This window comes from Flavobacterium sp. DG1-102-2, from assembly GCF_033042555.1.
Taxonomy (GTDB): Bacteria; Bacteroidota; Bacteroidia; order Flavobacteriales; family Flavobacteriaceae; genus Flavobacterium.
Genome location: NZ_JAWLIK010000001.1, coordinates 543,841 through 566,333, shown reverse-complemented (window position 1 = coordinate 566,333; position 22,493 = coordinate 543,841). Strand labels below are relative to the sequence as shown.

The 22,493-nt window shown below is 36.5% G+C and carries 25 protein-coding genes and 1 tRNA gene; 16 read left to right on the top strand and 10 right to left on the bottom strand.

All coding sequences use genetic code 11. From position 1 onward, the window contains the following. Nucleotides 1-3 precede the first annotated feature (3 nt). Entirely contained in the window at nucleotides 4-522 is a 519-nt protein-coding gene (locus R1T16_RS02500; RefSeq protein ID WP_317499481.1) for a DinB family protein, read from the top strand. Nucleotides 523-556: 34 nt separating this feature from the next. On the opposite strand, the gene R1T16_RS02495 is transcribed toward R1T16_RS02500, so the two are convergent. The 5 genes from R1T16_RS02495 to aroB form a co-directional block, all read right to left on the bottom strand. Next, on the bottom strand, nucleotides 557-1,036 hold the full coding sequence (locus R1T16_RS02495; RefSeq protein ID WP_317499480.1) for a hypothetical protein: 480 nt from the start codon (nucleotides 1,034-1,036) through the stop codon (nucleotides 557-559). Between the two features lie 81 nt (nucleotides 1,037-1,117). Continuing rightward, complete coding sequence (locus tag R1T16_RS02490; RefSeq protein ID WP_317499479.1) at nucleotides 1,118-1,546, bottom strand: DNA primase; 429 nt, start codon at nucleotides 1,544-1,546, stop codon at nucleotides 1,118-1,120. A gap of 7 nt (nucleotides 1,547-1,553) precedes the next feature. Then, nucleotides 1,554-2,525: a deoxyhypusine synthase family protein gene (locus R1T16_RS02485; protein WP_317499478.1), complete on the bottom strand. Its 972-nt coding sequence runs from the start codon at nucleotides 2,523-2,525 to the stop codon at nucleotides 1,554-1,556. Between the two features lie 25 nt (nucleotides 2,526-2,550). After that, nucleotides 2,551-3,957, bottom strand: coding sequence for an arginine decarboxylase (locus R1T16_RS02480; RefSeq protein WP_317499477.1), 1,407 nt, complete (start codon nucleotides 3,955-3,957; stop codon nucleotides 2,551-2,553). A gap of 299 nt (nucleotides 3,958-4,256) precedes the next feature. After that, complete coding sequence (aroB, locus tag R1T16_RS02475; RefSeq protein WP_317499476.1) at nucleotides 4,257-5,324, bottom strand: 3-dehydroquinate synthase; 1,068 nt, start codon at nucleotides 5,322-5,324, stop codon at nucleotides 4,257-4,259. Nucleotides 5,325-5,413: 89 nt separating this feature from the next. Between aroB and R1T16_RS02470 the strand changes: the two genes are divergently transcribed. The 7 genes from R1T16_RS02470 (at nucleotide 5,414) to R1T16_RS02440 (ending at nucleotide 9,829) form a co-directional block, all read left to right on the top strand. Beyond that, the gene (locus R1T16_RS02470) at nucleotides 5,414-6,586 is read left to right on the top strand and encodes a proline dehydrogenase family protein (RefSeq protein ID WP_317499475.1); all 1,173 of its coding nucleotides are present in this window, start codon (nucleotides 5,414-5,416) and stop codon (nucleotides 6,584-6,586) included. A 15-nt stretch (nucleotides 6,587-6,601) separates the two neighbouring features. Beyond that, entirely contained in the window at nucleotides 6,602-6,979 is a 378-nt protein-coding gene (locus R1T16_RS02465; protein WP_317499474.1) for a DUF4258 domain-containing protein, read from the top strand. A 92-nt stretch (nucleotides 6,980-7,071) separates the two neighbouring features. Further along, a tRNA-Val gene (locus R1T16_RS02460) sits at nucleotides 7,072-7,146 on the top strand. Between the two features lie 189 nt (nucleotides 7,147-7,335). Further along, nucleotides 7,336-8,142, top strand: a complete 807-nt coding sequence (locus R1T16_RS02455; protein ID WP_317499473.1) for an SDR family oxidoreductase — start codon at nucleotides 7,336-7,338, stop codon at nucleotides 8,140-8,142. A gap of 40 nt (nucleotides 8,143-8,182) precedes the next feature. Next, nucleotides 8,183-9,094: an AraC family transcriptional regulator gene (locus R1T16_RS02450; protein ID WP_317499472.1), complete on the top strand. Its 912-nt coding sequence runs from the start codon at nucleotides 8,183-8,185 to the stop codon at nucleotides 9,092-9,094. Between the two features lie 60 nt (nucleotides 9,095-9,154). Then, nucleotides 9,155-9,496 carry a nuclear transport factor 2 family protein gene (locus tag R1T16_RS02445; protein WP_317499471.1) on the top strand — a complete coding sequence of 114 codons (342 nt, stop codon included), beginning with the start codon at nucleotides 9,155-9,157 and terminating at the stop codon, nucleotides 9,494-9,496. A gap of 12 nt (nucleotides 9,497-9,508) precedes the next feature. After that, the gene (locus tag R1T16_RS02440; protein ID WP_317499470.1) at nucleotides 9,509-9,829 is read left to right on the top strand and encodes a MazG-like protein; all 321 of its coding nucleotides are present in this window, start codon (nucleotides 9,509-9,511) and stop codon (nucleotides 9,827-9,829) included. A gap of 469 nt (nucleotides 9,830-10,298) precedes the next feature. Here the strand turns inward: R1T16_RS02440 and R1T16_RS02435 are convergent, their stop codons facing one another. From R1T16_RS02435 to R1T16_RS02420, 4 genes are all read right to left on the bottom strand, one after another. After that, nucleotides 10,299-11,498, bottom strand: coding sequence for an alanine dehydrogenase (locus R1T16_RS02435; protein WP_317499469.1), 1,200 nt, complete (start codon nucleotides 11,496-11,498; stop codon nucleotides 10,299-10,301). A 51-nt stretch (nucleotides 11,499-11,549) separates the two neighbouring features. Further along, nucleotides 11,550-11,957 (bottom strand): tRNA (adenosine(37)-N6)-threonylcarbamoyltransferase complex ATPase subunit type 1 TsaE, encoded by a 408-nt coding sequence (gene tsaE / locus R1T16_RS02430; protein ID WP_317499468.1) that lies wholly within the window; start codon nucleotides 11,955-11,957, stop codon nucleotides 11,550-11,552. 15 nt (nucleotides 11,958-11,972) lie between these two features. Then, nucleotides 11,973-13,529, bottom strand: coding sequence for a bifunctional response regulator/alkaline phosphatase family protein (locus R1T16_RS02425; protein ID WP_317499467.1), 1,557 nt, complete (start codon nucleotides 13,527-13,529; stop codon nucleotides 11,973-11,975). A 206-nt stretch (nucleotides 13,530-13,735) separates the two neighbouring features. Next, nucleotides 13,736-14,080: a hypothetical protein gene (locus R1T16_RS02420; protein ID WP_317499466.1), complete on the bottom strand. Its 345-nt coding sequence runs from the start codon at nucleotides 14,078-14,080 to the stop codon at nucleotides 13,736-13,738. A 127-nt stretch (nucleotides 14,081-14,207) separates the two neighbouring features. Between R1T16_RS02420 and R1T16_RS02415 the strand changes: the two genes are divergently transcribed. The 8 genes from R1T16_RS02415 (at nucleotide 14,208) to sucD (ending at nucleotide 21,731) form a co-directional block, all read left to right on the top strand. Beyond that, a complete protein-coding gene (locus tag R1T16_RS02415; RefSeq protein ID WP_317499465.1) occupies nucleotides 14,208-15,452 on the top strand; it encodes an HD domain-containing protein in 1,245 nt (414 codons plus the stop codon). A 23-nt stretch (nucleotides 15,453-15,475) separates the two neighbouring features. Continuing rightward, a complete protein-coding gene (lpxD, locus tag R1T16_RS02410; RefSeq protein WP_317499464.1) occupies nucleotides 15,476-16,498 on the top strand; it encodes a UDP-3-O-(3-hydroxymyristoyl)glucosamine N-acyltransferase in 1,023 nt (340 codons plus the stop codon). An 11-nt stretch (nucleotides 16,499-16,509) separates the two neighbouring features. Further along, nucleotides 16,510-17,898, top strand: coding sequence for a bifunctional UDP-3-O-[3-hydroxymyristoyl] N-acetylglucosamine deacetylase/3-hydroxyacyl-ACP dehydratase (locus tag R1T16_RS02405; RefSeq protein WP_317499463.1), 1,389 nt, complete (start codon nucleotides 16,510-16,512; stop codon nucleotides 17,896-17,898). A 10-nt stretch (nucleotides 17,899-17,908) separates the two neighbouring features. Beyond that, nucleotides 17,909-18,694 carry an acyl-ACP--UDP-N-acetylglucosamine O-acyltransferase gene (lpxA, locus tag R1T16_RS02400; RefSeq protein ID WP_317499462.1) on the top strand — a complete coding sequence of 262 codons (786 nt, stop codon included), beginning with the start codon at nucleotides 17,909-17,911 and terminating at the stop codon, nucleotides 18,692-18,694. Between the two features lie 107 nt (nucleotides 18,695-18,801). Beyond that, nucleotides 18,802-19,368 (top strand): elongation factor P, encoded by a 567-nt coding sequence (efp, locus tag R1T16_RS02395; RefSeq protein WP_317499461.1) that lies wholly within the window; start codon nucleotides 18,802-18,804, stop codon nucleotides 19,366-19,368. 83 nt (nucleotides 19,369-19,451) lie between these two features. Then, the gene (locus R1T16_RS02390) at nucleotides 19,452-20,381 is read left to right on the top strand and encodes a UDP-3-O-(3-hydroxymyristoyl)glucosamine N-acyltransferase (RefSeq protein ID WP_317499460.1); all 930 of its coding nucleotides are present in this window, start codon (nucleotides 19,452-19,454) and stop codon (nucleotides 20,379-20,381) included. A gap of 1 nt (nucleotide 20,382) precedes the next feature. Next, nucleotides 20,383-20,745, top strand: coding sequence for a nuclear transport factor 2 family protein (locus tag R1T16_RS02385; protein WP_317499459.1), 363 nt, complete (start codon nucleotides 20,383-20,385; stop codon nucleotides 20,743-20,745). Nucleotides 20,746-20,858: 113 nt separating this feature from the next. Continuing rightward, nucleotides 20,859-21,731 (top strand): succinate--CoA ligase subunit alpha, encoded by an 873-nt coding sequence (gene sucD, locus R1T16_RS02380; protein ID WP_317499458.1) that lies wholly within the window; start codon nucleotides 20,859-20,861, stop codon nucleotides 21,729-21,731. A 103-nt stretch (nucleotides 21,732-21,834) separates the two neighbouring features. Here sucD and R1T16_RS02375 read toward each other — a convergent pair whose 3' ends face one another. Beyond that, nucleotides 21,835-22,461, bottom strand: a complete 627-nt coding sequence (locus tag R1T16_RS02375; protein ID WP_317499457.1) for a hypothetical protein — start codon at nucleotides 22,459-22,461, stop codon at nucleotides 21,835-21,837. Nucleotides 22,462-22,493: the final 32 nt, after the last annotated feature.

The following is a 22,493-nucleotide window of genomic DNA, read 5'->3' as shown; positions in this document are numbered from 1 at the left end:
AGAATGAAAATTACAGATATTACTCCTGATGAGTATGCGCCGTATCAATCAGCTTACATTAACTTGGTTGATCCTACGTACTCGCTAACGGAAGAGTTGGAAGTCAGTGTCCATAACCTAATACATTTCGTACGCGAAATTCCTATGGATAAGTATGATTATCGTTACGCTGAAGGGAAGTGGACTATAAAAGATATTATCCAGCATCTTATAGATACCGAGAGGATTTTTGTTTATAGAGCATTGCGTTTTGCAAGGGCAGATGAAACTGAACTTCCGGGATTTGATGAAACTTCATATGGTAATGTTGCCCACGGTGATGCCAGAAGTATAAATGATTTGCTTACTGAAATGTCGGCATTGAGACACGCTACGATAATGATGTTTAAATCGTTTAATGAAGATGATCTTTCAAAAAAGGGTACAGCATCTGGTTATACAGTATCTGTACGCGCTTTTGGATTCTTGTTGATAGGGCATCAAAACCATCACATCAAAATATTTAAAGAACGATATTTATAGAAACAAGAAGGGCTGCAATTTGCAGCCCTTTATTTTAGTTACATTCCACTTTGTTTATATAAAGCGGTGTAGCACTGTTTTTATTTTTATATCGGTATACGCCATCATCGCCCTGTATCATTTCTCCAAATTTTATTCCGGCCTGGTTATTTTCCAGTGTAAATATAATTTCTTCTTTTTGTGTTTGCCCTTCACCCATAGCGGACCCCACTGCAGTAACAGTATTTCCGTTTAGATTTCCTTCAAAAACAATTGTCCTTTTGTCTTTTTCATAGGGTACAGATCTATAAGTCCCTTTTACGTTATCTCCATTTTTATCGATGGTAAGTGAAAGCGTGTCTTTAGATACAATTTGTAAAAAGCACATTTTGCCACTTTCAGGAAGCTCCGGAGTTTTTGCTGTTTCTGTAATAACTTCTTTTATTACAGATTCAGATTCAGTTTTTTCTTCTTTTTTTTGGCATGAAGCTGCCAATAATAATCCAAAGGCGAATAGGGGAGTATAGTATTTCATATTGTTTTTTTTATAAAAATATAAGATTGCAAACAAAAAAAGAACTCTGTTAAGAGTTCTTTATATAAATTTTACGAAAAATTAATCTTCGTCTTCTTCGTCTTCTTCATCATCTTCATCGCTGTAATCACGATCTTCTCTGTCTTCATCATCTTCATCGTCATCATCTTCTCCATCGGCTGAATCATCACTACCACTGTTTTCTTTTTCAACAGTATCATCGTCATCATCATCGTCACCTATTTCCAGGTCTTTTAATGTGTCGATTTCATCTGCCGGTTCGTCAATGTCGTCATCATCGAAGTTCTCAATCCTGTCTGCAAGTTTAGTACTTACTTTAACAAGATAGATAGTGTCTTCAGTTCTAACTTCAACAGCTTCAATAGTTTCGTTTTTTGCATTTTTAAAACGGACGATGTTCGAATCATCATATCCGTCAGGAAATTTTTCAACCAAAAGGGTTAAAATTTCATTAGTTAGCTTTGCGTAGTCAACTATAACTCTTTTCATAAATCTATTATAAATCTAATAAGTAAGCAAATATAAGAGGCGCAACAATTGTTGCATCAGATTCTATTATAAATTTAGGGGTGTTGATATCCAGTTTACCCCATGTTATCTTTTCATTAGGTACAGCTCCTGAATAAGAACCGTAACTTGTTGTTGAATCAGATATCTGGCAAAAATAGCTCCAGAAAGGAACATCATGCATTTCCATATCCTGATAAAGCATCGGTACAACACAGATTGGGAAATCTCCTGCAATACCTCCACCTATCTGGAAGAAACCAACACCTTTACTGCTGTTTTTTGTATACCAGTCTGCAAGGAAAGTCATGTATTCTATACCCGATTTCATTGTAGAGGCTTTTAATTCTCCCTTAATTACGTATGAAGCAAAGATGTTACCCATTGTGCTATCTTCCCATCCCGGTACAATAATAGGTAAATTTTTCTCTGCTGCGGCATACATCCAGCTGTCTTTTAAATCAATTTCATAATATTCTTCTAAAACGCCAGACAGAAGCATTTTATACATGAATTCATGCGGTAAATAACGCTCACCTTTATCGTCTGCATCTTTCCATATTTTATGAATATGTTTTTGAAGGCGACGGAAAGCTTCATGCTCAGGAATACAAGTATCAGTTACGCGGTTAAGGCCACGCTCTAAAAGATCCCATTCTTCCTGAGGAGTAAGATCTCTGTAGTTTGGCACACGCTCGTAGTGAGAGTGGGCAACAAGGTTCATGATATCTTCTTCAAGGTTAGCACCTGTACATGAAATAATCTGTACTTTATCCTGACGGATCATCTCTGCGAAAATTTTTCCAAGTTCTGCAGTACTCATAGCGCCTGCAAGTGTAACCATCATCTGGGCACCATCCTGCAACTGCTTTTCGTATCCCTTAGCGGCATCCACCAGCGCAGCACTGTTAAAGTGCAGATAGTACTTTTCAATAAACTGGCTAATAGGTCCTTTGCTCATTGTGTGTATATTTAAATATAAATGTTTATTTCTTTTCTTTATTATATCCTAGTATCGAAAGGACTTCTTCTGCCTGTTGCTGTTCTGAGAAAACTTCAGTTGCAATAATACCATTTTCATCTCTATCTATCAATATATGCTTCGGCTGAGGGATTAGGCAGTGGTGTAAACCACCAAACCCACCGATTGATTCCTGGTAAGCACCGGTATTGAAAAAGCCAATATACAAAGGTTTTTCCTTATTGTATTTAGGCAGGTATATGGCATTCATATTCTGCTCTGAGTTATAATAGTCGTCGCTATCGCATGTCAGGCCTCCAAGTAGAACCCTTTCATAAGAATCATTCCACCTGTTTATAGCAAGCATAATGAAGCGTTTGTTGATGGCCCACGTGTCAGGAAGCGTTGTAATGAAAGAAGAATCAATCATATTCCATTTTTCCCTGTCATTCTGCTGTTTTTGATACAATACCTGATAAATAGCACCGCCGCTTTCACCTACTGTAAACGAACCAAATTCGGTAAAGATATTCGGAACAGGAACATCTGCATCATCACACGAGATCTTAATCTGGTTAAGAATTTCGTCGATCATGTATTGGTAATCGTATTCAAATGCAAGAGAGTTCTTGATTGGGAAACCACCACCTATGTTAAGGCTGTCAAGGGTAGGGCATTCTTTTTTAAGACTGATATATACCTTAAGACATTTTGAAAGTTCATTCCAGTAATATGATGTATCCCTAATTCCTGTATTGATAAAGAAGTGAAGCATTTTTAGCTCAACATTCTTATTTTCGTGTATTTGTTTCCTGTAGAATGGAAGAATGTTTTTATAACCAATACCTAAACGTGAAGTATAAAATTCGAATTTAGGTTCTTCTTCAGCTGCAATACGGATTCCTATTTTAAACTTTCCATCTATTTTGTCCTGAAGCAGGTCAAGTTCTTCAAAGTTATCAATAATAGGGATAGTCTTGTTATGCCCACCGTTTATAAGTTTTGCAATATTATCTATATACTGCTCTCTCTTAAAACCATTACATATAACATAAGTGTTTTTATTTATTTTACCGTTTTCCAGTAATTTTTCAACTATGTTAACGTCAAAAGCAGCCGATGTTTCTATGTGAATATTGTTTTTAAAAGCCTCATTCATGATATATTCAAAATGTGAGCTTTTAGTACAATAGCAGTAATAGTACTTACCGTCATACTTGTTTTTCTCCATAGAATTCCTGAACCAGCTTTTAGCTTTACGGATATTGTTAGAGATTTGTGGCAGGTAAGTAAATTTTAATGGCGTACCATATTGTTCCACCAATTTCATAAGGTCTATGTTATGAAACTGAAGGTTATCTTTATTAAGTGTGAATTCTTCCTGAGGGAAGTAAAAAGTCTGGTTTATTAGGTCGAAATATTTTGTGTTCATTTAGAATAGTGAGATAAAAAAGATTATAAAAATAAGATTGTTTTCCTAAAATTATAATCTGATTTTCAAACCCTTATATTTGCATACCTTATCTGCAGTTTTTCCAGGCAATATTTTTCATTATGCATTACCGACATGTCTGCAATTTTTTGCATCAAAAAGGCCGACTTAACTGCGTCTGCAAAAGCCCTTATTTTATTAATTGTCCCGAAAAGGGAAAACATGTTGTGATTCATTTTCATCAGGGCAAATGTAAAAAATATTACTTCGTATTTAAAAACAAATGTCTTAAAAAATTGTTAGTTTTGATACTCTTCAAATCCTTTGATAATCAAACTGTTTTCGACGGTTTTGTTAATAACGGTTTTGCCTATTTTATCTAGCAGGACAAATTGAACCTCACCAGATACATTTTTTTTATCATGCACAAGTAAATTCATTATCTCATTTACATCTTTATCGTTAAATGATACTTTTTCAAAAATACCGGTAATTATATATTTTATCTCATAATATTCTTCTGACGAAATAAAATTGAGCTGTAATGACAGATAGGCTTCAATTATCATACCTATAGCAATTGCTTCTCCATGCAAAAGTGTTTCTTTTTGTGAACTGGCTAAACAATATGATTCTATTGCGTGGCCAATAGTATGCCCAAAATTAAGTGCTTTTCGTATTCCTTTTTCTCTAGGGTCTTCTTCAGCAAATGTGTTCTTAATTTCTATAGAATGATATATGAGTAATCCAAGATCGTCTGTGGTAAGCGAGGTGAGATCTGAGAACTGCCTCCAGTAAGCTGCGTCTGCTATAAGTCCGTGTTTCAGCATCTCTGCAAGTCCTGAACGCATTTCGTTTGATGGAAGTGTCTCTAAAAAAGCTGTGTCTACAAGAACTGCAACAGGAGTATTTATAACACCAATCTGATTTTTAAGTCTACCAAGATCAACACCGGTCTTCCCACCTACAGATGCATCTACCATTGCTAATAAAGAAGTGGGAACATTTATAAAGTCCATCCCTCTTTTAAAAGTAGAAGAAACAAATCCGCCAAGGTCAGTCACTACGCCGCCCCCAAGGTTTATTACAATACTTTTACGATCAGCATGCAACTCAGTCAATGCGTGCCATACTTCAATACAGGTCTCTATGGATTTATTTATTTCCCCTGCTTCAATTTCTATTATTTCAATAGGCAGTTCTGTAGCTACTTGCGAAAGAAAATTTGGAAGGCAATATTTTGCAGTATTTGAATCTACAATAACAAATAGAGTTGAATAATTACCCTCAATTAAAATTTGATGAAGATGTGAATAGCAATCTTCATTAAAATATATGGTATAGCCAGTAGTTTTAAGTGCCTGCATGATTTCAGATTAAAGAAATAGCAAAATAAAGTAATTAATACTATAAATTCTTGAACAGTCTTTATATTTGCACAAATTTTTTAAAGACAATGGAAAAAATCTTCAATAATACTGCCGATGCTTTCGCACTAAAAAGCGATACAGAACTGGATAGGGCATATTTTCTGTTTAAACTGATAGCTTCGCAGCCATTGGTAAGGATTGGTACAGCTGTAACCAATTTTGCATTAAAAGTCCACTTACCCGTAGAAGGTCTTATAAGAGCTACAGTATTTGATCATTTTTGTGGTGGTACTACCGAAGAAGACTGTCTGCCTGTAGTAGATAAAATGTTTACTAAAGGTGTATCGTCTGTTTTGGATTATTCGGTAGAGGCTAAAGAAGAAGAATCAGAGTTTGACAAAGCATTAGAGAAGACATTAAAGACCATTGAATTTGCTAAAGAAAGAAATGCGATTCCTTTTGCAGTATTTAAGCCAACAGGTTTTGGACGTTTTGATCTATGGGTAAAATTAGGTGAAGGAAAAACATTTACTGTCGAAGAGGCCGCAGAGTGGAAAAGGGTAGTGGAGCGTTTTGAAACTGTTTGTAAAGCAGCCCATACGGATGATGTTGCCCTCCTCATAGATGCTGAAGAAAGCTGGATGCAGGATGCAGCTGATGATCTTGTGGCAGATATGATGCGCAAGTACAATAAGGAAAAAGCTATTGTGTATAATACATTACAAATGTATCGCTGGGACAGACTTGATTATCTTAAAAAATTGCACGAACAGGCTAAAGAGGAAGGTTTTTATATAGGTATGAAGATTGTAAGAGGTGCTTATATGGAAAAAGAAAACAAGCGTGCAGAAGAAATGAGTTATGTATCGCCTATATGTATTTCTAAAGAAGCTACCGATATAAATTATGATGACGCCATAAAATATATGGTTGATCACATAGATACAATGGCAATTTTTGCAGGGACACATAATGAGGACAGCTCATATAGGCTTATGGAGCTTATGAAACAAAAAGGAATCGCTGCTACGGATGAAAGGATATTTTTCGGACAGCTTTACGGCATGAGCGATAATATCAGCTTTAATCTGGCAGCACATGGCTACCATGTTGCTAAATATCTTCCCTTTGGGCCTGTAAGAGATGTTATGCCTTATCTCATAAGAAGGGCAGAAGAGAATACTTCAGTTGCAGGACAAACGAGCAGGGAGCTTAACCTTATAAGTGCAGAGCGAAAAAGAAGGAAACTTCACGATTAAATAAAACAAGACAGAATGAAATTTACACACAGATTAGCATATTATATTTTTGGACTTACCTTAGGTTTTTTCCTTGTCGCTTTTATATTTACCAAACGAGGACAGGACTTTTGTTATTTGCCAAATTGCAGGGTTTTAAAAGATTTCAAAGCAAAAGGGCTAACAATATCCAAGCAGGCACAGGCGACTATTGATGAGAAATGGGTTACAATGGATGATGTAAAAAATAGTCTGGAAAACGGAAACGTCGATTTTTCTAAAAGTAATAAACCAAATCCGGGAGGAGGTAAGCTGTATATTATAGAGGCTGTTACCTCTAAAAATGAACCTGTTATATTTGAAATTATAAGCCATAGTGATAAGGCGGTACTAAAAGATATAAAAAAACAGTAATTTTTTTTGGAAAAGACTTGCAAATACAAATACTAAGCGTATATTTGCACCCGTAATAAGGAACTAAATAACGGTTACCAATTAGGAAAATAGGGCGATTAGCTCAGTTGGTTCAGAGCATCTCGTTTACACCGAGAGGGTCGGGGGTTCGAATCCCTCATCGCCCACAGATTAAAACTCTTCAGGAAACTGAAGAGTTTTTTTGCTTTAAACTATTCTCACATCAGCATAATCATCCAAAATGTTAGCTGAGTTTTACAGGGACTCTGTCAATTAGGCTTATAATCAAACCAATTTGGATACATATACCGTAGGTTATTAAAAGAACTTTGCATTAAATATTTAACTTATTTATTATGCAAAAGACAATTTTTATTACAGGAGCATCATCAGGACTTGGAAAAGCGGCAGCTAAATTATTTGTTGCGAAAGGTTGGCATGTAATTGCGACAATGCGAAATCCTCACAATGAGACCGAACTTACAAAAATGAAAAATGTAACCGTGGTCTCCATGGATGTAACACTTACAGATCAGATTGAGAGTGTAATTAGTGATGTTCTGGAAAATTATAACGTAGACGTAGTGCTTAACAACGCAGGGTATGGGCTAATTGGACCACTTGAGTCATTTAGTGCTGAGCAAATACAGAAACAAATTGCGACCAACCTCTCGGGTGTGATTAATGTCACTAAATCATTTCTATCTCATTTTAGAAATAGGCAGGCAGGGACATTCATTAATATTACTTCTACGTTCGGTTTGGTAGGTTATCCTACATGCTCAATTTATAATGCTACCAAATTTGCCGTAGATGGTTTTTCAGAAGGTATCGCTTATGAGCTCGCCCAGTTTGATATTAAAGTAAAAATAGTGGCACCCGGCGGTATGCAAACTGATTTTACAGGCAGATCCATGGCCAGCGGGACACACAACGCTTACAGACGTTTGATTGATAAAGTAAGCGAAGGTTATAGTGAAGAACAAATTGCCAATTACACAAAGGCAGAAGACGTTGCGCAAATCATCTATAATGCTGCTACAGACGGCACCAATCAATTGAGGTATATTGCCGGCCATGATGCTATCGCCTTATACAAGGATCGTATTGAATCTACGCCCGAAGTGCAATTTCAAAAAATAAGATATCAGTTTGTCTTTTAGTGTTTATCCCTCAATTATTAATTGATTAAATTTGTTTTTAATGAAAAGACAACCTGTAGTATTCAATTCGTTGACACAATTGCATAAAGCAATGGGCCAGCCTGCGCCGCTACATCCGCTTATAGGCATTATAAATTACGGTGAGGCGCAATTTAATCCGAAAGATTATGAGGAAGGTATTATTCTTAATTTTTATAAAATATCGTTTAAAACATATTTTTCCGGGAAACTGAAATACGGACAGGGATTCTACGATTTTGAGGAAGGCGGAATGTCGTTCATAGCTCCGGGACAACTTTTAAAAATGCAGGATGAAGAAGCCAATTATGACGGAATGACACTTCATATCCATCCTGATTTTATTCGCAATTATGCTCTGGGTTCGTCAATTAAGCAATATGGGTATTTTACCTATTCTGCAGCAGAAGCCTTATACCTTTCAGAAAAAGAAAAAATAACCGTACTAAGCATATACAAGTTTATACAGGATGAATTGGCTCAGAGAATTGACAAGTTTAGCCAGGATGTAATTATTTCCCAGATTGAAGTACTCCTTAATTATGCCAATCGTTTTTATGACCGCCAGTTTATTACCCGTAAATCAGTAAATAATGAACTCCTTGTACGACTTGAAAAGCATTTGGAAGACTGTTTTAATGACGAGATAAACAAAGCTGCAGTATTACCTTCTGTAAATTCTGTTGCAGAAAAACTAAATGTAACTTCGCGCTACCTTAGCGATATGCTGCGAAACCTTATAGGCTTAAATACGCAACAGTTTATACACGAAAAAGTGATTGAAAAAGCTAAAGAGCATTTGGCTAAAGATGAATTGACTGTTGCAGAAATAGCTTATAATTTAGGGTTTGAACATCCACAATCATTTAATAAACTTTTTAAAAGTAAAACATCTTTCTCACCATTAGAATACAAGAAAAGTCTCTTAAATTAGATAGTATTTACTTAACGACATACAGTAGTACATCATTAAAAATTAAAGTTTAGCCATATAATGGATTTACACACATTTATTAGCGACTGGATTGCAACAAGCAATTCTTTCAACACAAAAAAATACCTGGATTTTTATTTAGCAGATGCAGTTCTTGATGATCCTTCTGTAGGCAGTAAATTTGATGGGCACGTAGGTATCAAGAACTATTTTGAAAGCTATTTTATTGGATACGATACACACACCGAAATTGTAAAACTTGAAATTTCAGAAGATCGAAACAATGCATATCTTGAAGTTGAATTCAGTGGCAGTTTTTCTGAAGGAAATATAGGAGGTACTTTTGATATTACTTTTAAGGACGGAAAAATAGCATATATTAAAGCTGACTTAATACTTTAAATTTTTATTATTATGAGCAAAGATAATTTTGATAATATAGTTACCAGATCAATAGAACTTAGAAAAAAGTACCATAAGTTGGAGTTACTTCATCACGGCAGCGAATGGACTGTAGAAGAAGATGCCCTTGCATATCTTACAGATGCAGGGTTAATAGGGCGTACTATCATGTCTGAACAAAAGCGCTGGCCTAAAAATGATTCTAAAGCAGAACTGGAACATAAGCTGGGAGAAAATATATGGTGGCTTATAGTATTGGCCGAAAGATCAGGGATAGATATTAAACAGGCAGTAGATGATTTTTTGGCTAAGACGGAAAATTTAATTGGTTAATGATTAAGAACCAAATTATGGACTGGCTGATTGATGGCAATAAAAAAATGTGAATTTGTTTCATGACAATTTTTCCTATGCAATACTCGTTGTTTTAGGCGAAAAGCATTAATTTATTCGTATCAAAGGGATATGGGCTGATTGTGCATGGTGTAAGTGACGCTTACCCCTCAGCAACGTTATGAGCATTTAGATTAAATTTTTCCCTGATTTATTATACAAAAAACTGACTTGGTAAAAAGCTGACAGAAACTTTGCTGTAATTGTTTATGCGCATCGTTCAGTAAAGTCTATAAGTGATGGGGAGACCATTTCTATTGAATATTTTGGGCCTGGCTTCCAGATATTTTATTTTGGTTTTCAAATCGAGAATTTTGACGATTGGTCAAAAGCTTTTTTACTTCAATTATAAGAGGCAGAGTAGGGCTTATTTAAAAACAGTATGCTTATAAAGTGATTGAAATTTAGATTATAATAAAAACAAATTAACATCCCTGTAGTCTAAAGAAAACCATTCTCCTATCGATCTGTTAGTTAATACGCCATGATAAAAATAAACTCCGTGTTTAAGACCGGGATTGCAGCGTATAGAACTTTCGATACCACCGTCTTCAGCCATTTGCAGTAAAAATGGACTAATTATATTACTAATCGATATTGAAGCTGTTTTTGAATACCTTGATGGAATATTTGGTACGCAGTAATGTATAACATTGTTCTTTACAAATGTTGGCTTTTCATGCGTGGTAACTTCAGATGTTTCAAAACATCCTCCCGTATCGATACAGACATCTATGATAACGGCGCCTTTTTTCATGTGTTCCACCATCGTTTCTGTAACTACGATAGGTGTGCGGTTTTTACCTCGCATAGCACCTATGGCAACATCACATCGCATTAACGCTTTAAGCAACGATTTTTCCTGGATGGTAGAGGTAAAGATGCGCTGGTTTATATTGTTTTGCAGTCTTCGTAGTTTGTTGATCGAGTTATCAAAGACTTTTACGCTTGCACCAAGTCCTAAGGCAGTTTTTGCAGCAAATTCTGCCACAGTGCCGGCGCCTAGAATAACTACTTCAGTAGGCGGTACACCAGTAATATTCCCCATCAGCAGTCCTTTACCGATTTTTTGATTTATCATAAGTTCGGCTGCAATTAGCACTGATGCCGTTCCTGCAATTTCACTCAAAGATTTTACAGCAGGGTAGGAGCCATCTTCATCTTTAATGAATTCGAAGGCCAATGCCGTTATTTTTTTTGCTGCCAGGGCAGTAAAATATTCTTTCTTCTGTGTTTTTAATTGTAATGCAGAAATTACTAATGTTTGATGATTCATCATTTCGATTTCTGCAACACTTGGCGGTTCCACTTTTAAAATAACAGGGCAGCCAAATACTTTCTTAGTATCCTGTGTGATTTCGGCACCGGCATCGCTATACTCTTTATCTGTGTAGCTGGAACTTAATCCGGCACCGGCCTCAATCATAACCCTGTGTCCATGTGCTGTTAACGAATTGACAGCATCAGGTGTTAGGCATATACGCCTTTCCTGATAGGATGTTTCCTTCGGGATACCTATAAAAAGTTCACTCTTTTGACGCTCAACTTCTAGCTTCTCTTCCTGCGGCAGCAACTGCTGCTTTGTAAAAGGTGTTAATGACAATGACATGGTTCAGGTTGGATATAATTTTCTAATTTACAAAAAAAACTCTAAAATAAATTATTTTACGGTAAGATGGCGCCTTCCGTCGGCAAGCTGCCTTATAGTAATAGACGTATGATCTATAGGAATAAGGTTTGGTGTTTTTTCCGGCCATTCTATCAGACATAGATTACCTGAGTAAAAGTATTCGTCTAAACCCATATCATAACCTTCTTCTTCAGTGTTTATACGGTAAAGGTCAAAATGGTATAATACTTCGCCATTTTCGGTTTCATACTCATTTACAAGAGAAAACGTTGGGCTGGAAGTCATATCCTTGACACCTAATTTTCTCGCAATAGCTTTTATGAATGTAGTTTTTCCTACGCCCATGCCGGCATGAAAAAGAATAGTTTTTTTTATATTTTGAGCCAGTACCTTTTCGGCTACGGTATCAATTTCTTCTAAAGAAAATGTGATTTCCATAAATGTATGAGACAATTATTTAGGATTGAAAACTAAGAAAGGAATAATCATTTCTTCAAGAGAAATTCCTCCATGCTGATAACTGTTTCTGTAATAGCTAACATAATGGTTATAGTTATTAACGTAAGCTAAGAAATAGTCGTTTTTTGCAAATATAAAAGAGCTACTCATATTTATTGTAGGTAACTGGACTGCTTTAGGATCTTTTACATGATAAACGTCCCTGTCTTCGTAAGTAAGGCTTCTGCCTGTTTTATACCTAAGGTTTAGACTGGTATTTTTATCACCAATAACTTTACTAGGATTCTTAACGTTTATCGTACCGTGATCTGTGGTAAGTATAAGCTTCATGCCCATTTGCTGTGCCTGTTGTATCATTTCAAGCAACGGTGAATTGCGAAACCAGCTTAAGGTAAGGGAACGGTAAGCCTTATCATTAGATGCAAGTTCTTTTACAACGTCCATCTCTGTTTTGGCATGCGATAGCATATCGACAAAATTATAAACTATTGTAGTAAGGTCGTTATCCTTTAAACCTTTAAAGTTATCTACAAGTTTTTTACCATCTCTAAAGTTTGTTATTTTGTAATACTCTTGCTTTAGGTCCGAAAGGCCTAATCGGCGTAATTGTTCTGTCAGGAATTCGGCTTCAAAGAGATTTTTACCACCTTCTTCAACGTCGTTCTTCCAGTATTGCGGATATTTTTTCTCCATCTCAAGTGGCGTAAGACCTGAGAATATTGCATTACGTGCATATTGAGTAGCCGTAGGCAGGATAGAGTAGAAAGGAGCTTCCTTTTCAAGCTTGTAATGGTTGTTTATTACACTCTCAAAAGCTTTCCATTGGTCATAACGAAGGTTGTCGATTACTACAAATAATATTGGCTCTTTCTTTTTTAATTCAGGTACTACAAGCTCTCTGAATAAATTGTGCGAAAGGACTGGTTTATCTTTCTCTTTAGGATCAAACCAGTCTTCGTAATTTTTTTCAATGAATTTGCCAAACTGCGAATTAGCTTCAACTTTTTGAGACTCGAGTATCTCAACCATACTTTGGTCCTCGATGTTTTCCAGTTCAAGTTCCCAGAATATAAGCCTTTTGTACATGTCAATCCACTCTTCCCATGAATTTACCATGCCCATGTCCATAGCTATCTTGCGGAATTCCTTTTGGTAATCCAAAGTGGTTTTCGAGGATACAAGACGGGAATTATCAAGATTTTTTTTCAGAGAAAGTAATATCTGGTTAGGGTTAACCGGCTTAATAAGATAATCGGCAATTTTTGAGCCAATGGCATCTTCCATTATATATTCTTCTTCACTTTTAGTAATCATTATTACCGGTACCGAAGATTTTTTTTCTTTAATCATTGTCAATGTCTCGAGGCCGCTGAGGCCAGGCATATTTTCATCAAGAAAAACGACATCAAAATTTTCCTGATCAAACAAGTCTAATCCATCCTGCCCATTATTTGCTGTGGTAACCTTATAGTTTTTCTTTTCAAGGAAAAGAATATGGGGTTTCAGCATGTCAATTTCATCGTCTACCCAAAGTATCTTAATCTCATTCATAGTTATGAGTCTGGTTTCGTTCTTAAATTAATCCTGCAATTTAGCGTAAAGTAAGGAATTTAATCCCAATATTTTTATAAAAATACAGGCTATTTAAACTTATTCCGAAGGCTTTTATTATTAAGCTTATAATCAACAAAAAAGCCCTGCAGATATAATTCTGCAGAGCTTTCCTTCAATAACCTAAGTAACAAAAAATAACGTTATTATTGTTTTCCCGGCCTTGTTGAAGTCTTTTTAGAGGGGCTAGTACTATTCAAAACGGGAGTTGTCTGTTTTGTTTCAATTTTTTGTTTTTTGTCTTTGGCTGCGTTGATTTTTTCCTGTTCATGTTTTTGGCGCTCCTGCTGTGCCATTGCAGCATCTTTTTCTACCTGAGCCTGCGTTATGGGTGGCGGTTGTTTGTCAGACCTTTCATTTTCCTGCGCCGTCAATGTCAGCGCAAAAAATAATGTAACTATTAAAAATATGGTCTTCATGACTTTAAATAGATTGGTTACGAATATAAATTTAGGTATTATGTTCTTATTCAGTGCTATGAAATAATTCATTAACCAATGTTTAACGCTTTTTGCTAAATTAAGTTAAGTTGAGCAGGCGTTCTTAGGGGTAAAAAACACTTGTTTCCCGCTTTTGCCTGTACCATAATTAGTATATTTGTGTAAAATTTATCGACCTGTGGGCCAAATAAACAAGCTAAAAATATTAAACGACCCTATTTATGGGTTCATTACCATAACTAATCCGCTGATATACGACCTTATACAGCACCCTTATTTTCAACGACTACGTAGAATTTCCCAAATGGGTATGTCTTATCTTGTGTATCCGGGAGCGCATCATACACGTTTTCACCACGCACTTGGATGTATGCATATTATGCAAAAAACCATTCAGGTTCTAAAATTTAAAGGTACCGAAATCAGCCAGGAAGAAGAAACAGCGTTAAATATAGCTATCCTTCTTCACGATATAGGCCACGGACCTTTTTCGCACGCAATGGAACACAGCATTGCAGAAGATGTTCACCATGAAGCTATCTCTCTTTTATTTATGGATAAGCTTAATGAAATATTTGATGGTAAACTTAGTCTGGCAATACAGATATTTAAAGGCGAATACCACCGTCATTTTATGCTTCAGCTTATTTCGAGCCAGCTGGATATGGATAGGATGGATTATTTAAAACGTGACAGCTTCTATTCAGGTGTTGCAGAGGGCAATATAAATTCTGAAAGGCTTATTCAGATGTTTGATGTTGAAGATGATAAGCTCGTAATAGAAGAAAAGGGCATTTATTCTGTAGAGATGTTCCTTGTAGCAAGACGATTAATGTATTGGCAGGCTTACCTGCACAAAACAAGCGTAGCCGCAGAACTTATCATAACAAAAATACTTAAGAGAGCTAAGGAGCTTACACAATCGGGTGTATTACTTCCTGCCAGCGAACCGCTTCAGTACTTTATGCAGAACAAAGTTACTCTTAACGATTTTAATGACGATGTGCTGACTAAATTCTCTTATCTGGACGATTTTGATATTATAAGTGCCGTAAAGTCTTGGCAATTTAATGATGATTACGTTCTGAGTGAATTGAGTAAAATGATTATTAACCGAGACCTTCTAAAAATCAAAATGAGATCTGAAAAGGTTGATAAAGCGGAAGTAGAAGACCTTAAAAGCCGCTTCATCGAAGTGTCAGGATTAACGGAAAAAGACGCAGATTATTTTGTGTTTAAGGGTAAAATTAAAAATCAGGCCTACAATAAAACGGGCGAACCAATACATATATTAAAGAAAGACCGTACAATTGAAGATGTGGTTGAGGCCTCTGACCAGTTGAATTTAAAGGCATTGTCTAAGCCGGTAACCAAGTATTACCTGTGTTTTCCAAAAGTGCTTTTGGAAAAAGCATCATTTTAATTTAATTTTATATTTTTGTCGGGATGAAATTCACAGCAGAACAAATAGCAGGTATACTGGAAGGTGAGGTCGTGGGTAATCCACAGGCCGAAGTCTTTAAACTAGCTAAAATTGAGGAGGGGACAAGCGGTTCTCTTACTTTCTTAGCTAATCCTAAATATCAGCAATACATATATTCTACCCAGGCTACCATTACAATAGTTAACAGGACTTTTGAGCCTGAAGCAGATATTTTTACCACGCTTATAAAGGTAGACGATGCTTACAAGTCATTTTCTAAGCTTTTAGAATATTACAATCAGGTAAAATTGATGAAGTCTGGTATTGAGCAGCCGTCGGTTGTATCAGAAAATGTTACTTATGGCGAAAATCTGTATCTGGGAAGTTTTTGCTATATAGGCAAGAATGTAAGGATAGGTAATAATGTAAAGATATACCCTAATACATTTGTAGGTGATAATGTAATTATAGGCGACGATACAATACTTTTTGCCGGAGTACGAGTCTATTCTGAAACAGAGATTGGTAACGGATGTACCATTCATTCGGGATCAATTATAGGTTCTGACGGTTTCGGCTTTGTGCCAAACGAAGAAGGTATTTACAGTAAGATACCACAAATAGGGAATGTTATTATTGAAGATAACGTAGATATTGGGTCTTGTACGACAATAGATAGAGCTACTTTAGGCTCTACAATTATAAAAAAAGGAGTAAAACTTGATAATCAGATCCAGATAGCCCATAATGTCGTAATTGGCGAGAATACGGTTATAGCTTCTCAAACAGGTGTTGCAGGATCTACCAAAATAGGAAGTAATTGTGTCATAGGCGGGCAGGTTGGAATCGTCGGACATATTACAATTGGTAACGGGGTACGGATTCAGGCGCAGTCGGGTGTGGGTAAAAGCATTTCTGATGGAGATATCATTCAGGGAAGTCCTGCGCTGGCTTATAATGACTTCAATAAATCGTATGTTCATTTTAGGAATTTCCCTAAAATAGTATCTGATATAGACGAACTTAAACAACAAATCAAACAATAAAAATACAGATAATGGTTAAACAAACCACAATCAAAGGTGATATTTCATTAAAAGGGGTTGGATTGCATACAGGTAAAGAAGTTACTATGACTTTTAAACCTGCTCCTGCTAACAACGGATACACTTTTGTAAGGGTAGATTTAGAAGGACAGCCTGTTGTTGAAGCAGACGCTAACTATGTAGTCAATACCCAAAGGGGGACTAACCTTGAAAAAAAGGGTGTTAAAATACAAACGTCTGAGCATGTTCTTGCAGCTTTTGTAGGGTGTGATGTGGATAATGTCATTATCGAACTGGATGCTTCTGAACCTCCAATTATGGATGGTTCTTCTAAGTTTTTTGTAGAGGCTATTGAAAAAGTAGGCGTAACTGAACTTGAAGCAGAGCGTAAAGTGTATGTTGTAAAAGAAGTTATTTCTTATACTGACGAAGCTACTGGTAGTGAAATTATCGTTATGCCATCTGATGATTACCAGGTAACTGCAATGGTAGATTTTGGAACTAAAGTATTAGGCACACAAAATGCAAACCTAAAAACAATGAGCGATTTCAAGCAAGAAATTGCATCGTCACGTACATTTAGTTTTCTGCATGAGCTTGAAGCACTCTTGAATAATGGTCTTATTAAAGGCGGTGACCTTAATAATGCAATTGTTTATGTAGATAAAGAAATATCTCCTGAGACAATGGAGAGCCTTAAAGTTGCTTTTGGTAAAGACAATATTACTGTTAAGCCAAATGGTATCCTTGATAACCTTACGCTTCACCATCCTAACGAAGCGGCGCGCCATAAATTGCTTGACGTGATAGGAGACCTTGCTTTAATTGGTACAAGGATAAAAGGTAAAGTTATAGCAAATAAACCAGGGCATTTTGTAAACACGCAGTTTGCTAAAAAAATGTCTAAGATCATCAAAATCGAAGAGCGTAACCAGGTACCGGTTTATGACCTGCACAAGGAGCCTCTAATGGATGTTAACAAGATAATGAGCATGCTGCCTCATCGTCCGCCATTCTTATTGGTAGATAAGATCTTAGAGATGAGTGCTACTCATGTTGTAGGCCTTAAAAATGTAACGATGAACGAAAGTTTCTTCGTGGGCCACTTCCCGGGTGCACCGGTTATGCCGGGTGTACTTATAGTTGAAGCCATGGCACAGTGCGGAGGTATACTTATATTAAGCTCTGTACCTGATCCTGAAAACTATCTTACATACTTTATGAAGATTGATAATGTTAAATTCAAGCATAAAGTGCTTCCGGGCGATACACTTGTATTTAAATGCGATCTTATATCACCTATACGCAGAGGAATATGCCACATGCAGGCAAATGCTTATGCAAACGGTAAACTTGTAGCTGAAGCTGAACTAATGGCACAAGTAGTAAAAAACAGTTAAAAAGAAATTTATGAATCAACCGTTAGCATATGTACATCCGGGCGCTAAGATCGCTAAAAATGTAGTGATTGAGCCTTTTACCACTATCCACAATAATGTGGAAATAGGTGAAGGAACCTGGATAGGTTCTAATGTGACAATTATGGAGGGTGCCAGAATAGGTAAAAACTGTAATATATTTCCGGGGGCAGTAATTTCAGCTGTACCTCAGGATCTTAAATTTGGAGGTGAAGATTCACTTGCAATAATTGGAGATAACTGCACTATAAGAGAGTGTGTTACAATTAATAGAGGAACTATTGCTTCAGGGCAGACGAGACTTGGTAAAAACTGTCTTGTTATGGCCACGGCACACATTGCACACGACTGCCATATCGGAGATAATGCAATTATAGTGAATGGCGTTGCACTGGCCGGTCATGTTACTGTAGGTAATTATGCTATCATTGGCGGACTTGCAGCAATTCACCAGTTCATTAGCATTGGAGACCATGCAATGATTTCCGGCGGATCGCTTGTGCGTAAAGATGTACCTCCATTTACTAAAGCGGCTAAAGAACCTCTTTCTTACGTAGGGATCAATTCAATTGGCCTTAGGAGAAGGGGATTCACACCTGAAAAAATAAGGGAAATACAGGATATTTACAGGATATTATACCAAAAAAATTATAACACTACCCAGGCGTTGAGCATTATCGAAGCTGAGATGGAAGCTACACCGGAACGTGACGAAATAATCCTTTTCATAAGGAACTCTTCAAGAGGTGTTATGAAAGGGTATACAGGAATATATTAAAGTTGATTTGGTTATTTGTGGATGCGATTATTCGGATCATTAGCGAATAATCCAACTCAAGTTCGACAGATTAAAAAGATATACAAATCAAACAAATAAACTAATAAATGGCAAGTACATCAGATATCAGAAACGGATTATGCATTAAGTTTAACCACGATATTTATAAAATTATAGAGTTTCTTCACGTTAAGCCTGGTAAGGGACCAGCTTTTGTAAGGACTAAACTGAAAAGTCTTACTAACGGTAAAGTATTGGATAATACTTTTTCTGCCGGACATAAAATTGATGATGTAAGGGTAGAAACCCACAAGTTCCAATTCTTATATCCGGAAGGTGATCAATACCACTTTATGCATGTTGAAACGTATGAACAAATATCATTGCACAAAGACATCCTTGATGCACCTGATCTTTTAAAAGAAGGTGAGAATGTAATGGTAATATGGAATGCAGAAACCGATGCGCCTCTATCTGTAGATATGCCTGCATCTGTAGTACTTGAGGTTACTTATGCTGAACCGGGTGTTAAAGGTAACACTGCAACAAACGCAACTAAACCTGCCAAAGTTGAAACAGGCGCAAATGTTAACGTTCCATTATTTATTAACGAGGGCGACAAAATTAAAATTGATACTGCTACAGGCCACTATATGGAGCGTGTAAAAGAATAGTTTATTTTGCAGGTCTGGTTATTTGATTATTTGTAAATTGGCAAAGCAAATAACCGGATCGCAAAAAATAAATCAAAATAAAAATGAAATTCCCTAACGTTTATCCTCTTAAAGAGGTTGCAGCTATAATAGGCTGTGAGTATGTAGGTGATGATGATTTCCCTGTGCACGGCATGAATGAGATTCATGTTGTCGAGCCCGGGGATATTGTATTTGTAGACCATCCCAAATATTACGATAAAGCCCTTCAGTCTGCCGCAACTATCGTTCTTATTAATAAAGAAGTTGTTTGTCCTGACGGAAAAGCTTTACTGATTTCTGACGATCCATTCAGGGATTTCAATTTCCTAACACGCCATTTCAGGCCATTTCAGTCTTCCAATGTCACTATTTCGGCTACTGCACAAATAGGAGAGGGAACTGTTATTCAGCCCAATACTTTTGTTGGTAACAATGTTGAGATAGGTAAAAATTGTCTTATACACTCTAATGTAAGTATTTATGACAACACCATTATAGGTGATAATGTTATTATTCATGCCGGTACAGTTCTTGGCGGAGATGCTTTTTATTATAAGAAACGTCCTGAAGGGTTTGACCAGCTTATATCGGGAGGACGTGTTGTAATTAAGGATAATGTAGGGCTTGGAGCGCTGTGTACAATTGATAAAGGCGTTACCGGAGATACAACAATTGGCGAAGGCACAAAAATTGATAACCAGGTGCATATAGGCCACGATACTGTAATAGGCAAAAAATGCCTAATTGCGGCACAAACCGGTATTGCAGGCTGTGTAATTATTGAAGACGAAGTTACGCTTTGGGGGCAGGCAGGAACGACCAGTGGTATTACGATTGGCACTAAGGCGGTTATCCAGGCGCAATCAGGTGTCAGCAAATCGCTTGAAGGCGGAAAAGTTTATTTTGGTTCACCTGCTGAAGAAGTTAGGGAAAAACTAAAACAAATGGCTCACATAAAACGTATTCCCGAAATATTAGAAAAACTGAAATAATATGAGTGCAAAGGAACTTGTAACGGAGTATTACAGAACAGAGGCTTTCAGGACTAAAGAAACGATGGAGCAATATCTTCACGATGAGCTTTTAGTGCAATGGCACAGTTCTAAAGGATATCTTGAACTCGAAAAAGAGGATCTTCTTGCACTCGCTGCAGAGCTTGATAAATCTTATTCTTCTTCGCGAGTTGATATATCCCATCTTCTGACAGAAGATAATTCCGTTACGGTTAGATACACACATTATGTAAACCCAATAGAAAGCCCTAACGAAGAAATGGTGCTCGCTCACTTTGTGGTTATTTGGGAAGTTAAAGACAACAAATTTTACAAGGGATATTTAATGAGCCAGCTGGGTTAATAGAATATTATTTTAATAAAAATATCTTTATAAAAATCGGCCAAAGCTTTAATTATATTTCACAAAACCCTATTTTTGCATCACGATTTAAAAAATAATTTAAAAAATATATCATGAGTGTTTTAGTAAATAAAGATTCCAAGATAATTGTTCAGGGATTTACAGGTAGCGAAGGTACTTTCCATGCTACTCAAATGATAGAATATGGTACTAACGTAGTAGGTGGTGTTACGCCTGGTAAAGGTGGTACTACTCACTTAGACCGTCCTGTATTTAATACAGTAAAAGATGCTGTAGATATCGCAGGTGCTGATACAACTATCATTTTTGTTCCGCCAGCTTTTGCTGCTGATGCAATTATGGAAGCTGCTGAAGCAGGTATCAAAGTAATCATCACGATTACAGAAGGTATTCCTGTTGCAGATATGATTAAAGCTTATGACTATATTCAAGGTAAAGATTGCCGTTTAGTAGGTCCTAACTGTCCTGGTGTTATTACTCCGGGAGAGGCTAAAGTTGGTATCATGCCAGGTTTTGTTTTCAAAAAAGGTACTGTTGGTATTGTTTCTAAATCAGGAACTCTTACTTACGAAGCTGCTGACCAGGTTGTAAAACAAGGTTTAGGTATTACTACAGCTATTGGTATCGGTGGTGACCCAATCATCGGTACAACTACTAAAGAAGCTGTTGAACTTTTAATGAATGATCCTGAAACTGAAGTTATCATCATGATAGGTGAAATTGGTGGCCAATTAGAAGCTGATGCTGCTAAATGGATTAAAGAAGACGGTAACAGAAAACCTGTAATCGGATTTATCGCTGGTGAGACGGCTCCTAAAGGACGTACAATGGGCCACGCAGGTGCAATTGTAGGTGGTGCTGATGACACGGCTGAAGCTAAAAAGCGCATCATGAGAGAAAACGGTATCCACGTTGTTGACTCTCCTGCTGAAATCGGTAAAAAAGTAAAAGAAGTTTTAGGGTAATCCTAAATTTTTATAGAACTAAAGAACCGTCTGAAAGTAATTTTTAGACGGTTCTTTTTTTTATATTTTTTTATGTTGATTTCTGTTGCTGCTTAAGCCGCTATTACATTTTTTTAAACCCGTTTATCCAACGTTGGTTTGCGTATAAAGTAGATCTGCTTATTCTGCTGTCAGGATCTTTAGAGGTTCCTTTAAGATGCTTTTTGATCGTATTGTATATTTGCTCAGGCATTTGCTGGCTTATGGTTACTTTCCTTATAACGCTTAGAGGAATATCAATTTCAAAAAAGTCCATTTTTTCATTCGTTTCATAAATTACCCGGTATTCTTCCTCAACGCGGTAGGGCCAGCGTTTTGTAAAAGGCATGGCATCAACTTCCACCTTTGTTTTTTCAATTTCCGGCAGTTTTTTATAATCTACAATTCCGTGTTTTAGTCCCGGAATTTTATCAAGTATGGAAAAAAGTTTATTGGCATCAAAATCAATTACACATCCACTCGGACCGTTAGAATAGGTTTTCCAATGATGGATGGTTTCATCATTGTGCGAAAAACACAAAGCAAAAAGATTGACAATACCTTTACGGTTCTTGTAATCTAAAATGATTTCCGAATCATTCTTGTCTTCCCACAGCTTAGGATTAAGCAAGGTAAGTTTCTTCCTTTCCAGCATATCCAATAAGATTGGAAGGGTAGTATAGCGGTTTAAGTTTGAGATCTGCATATCCATAATGTAAATGTATTCAAATAAAAACGGAGGCC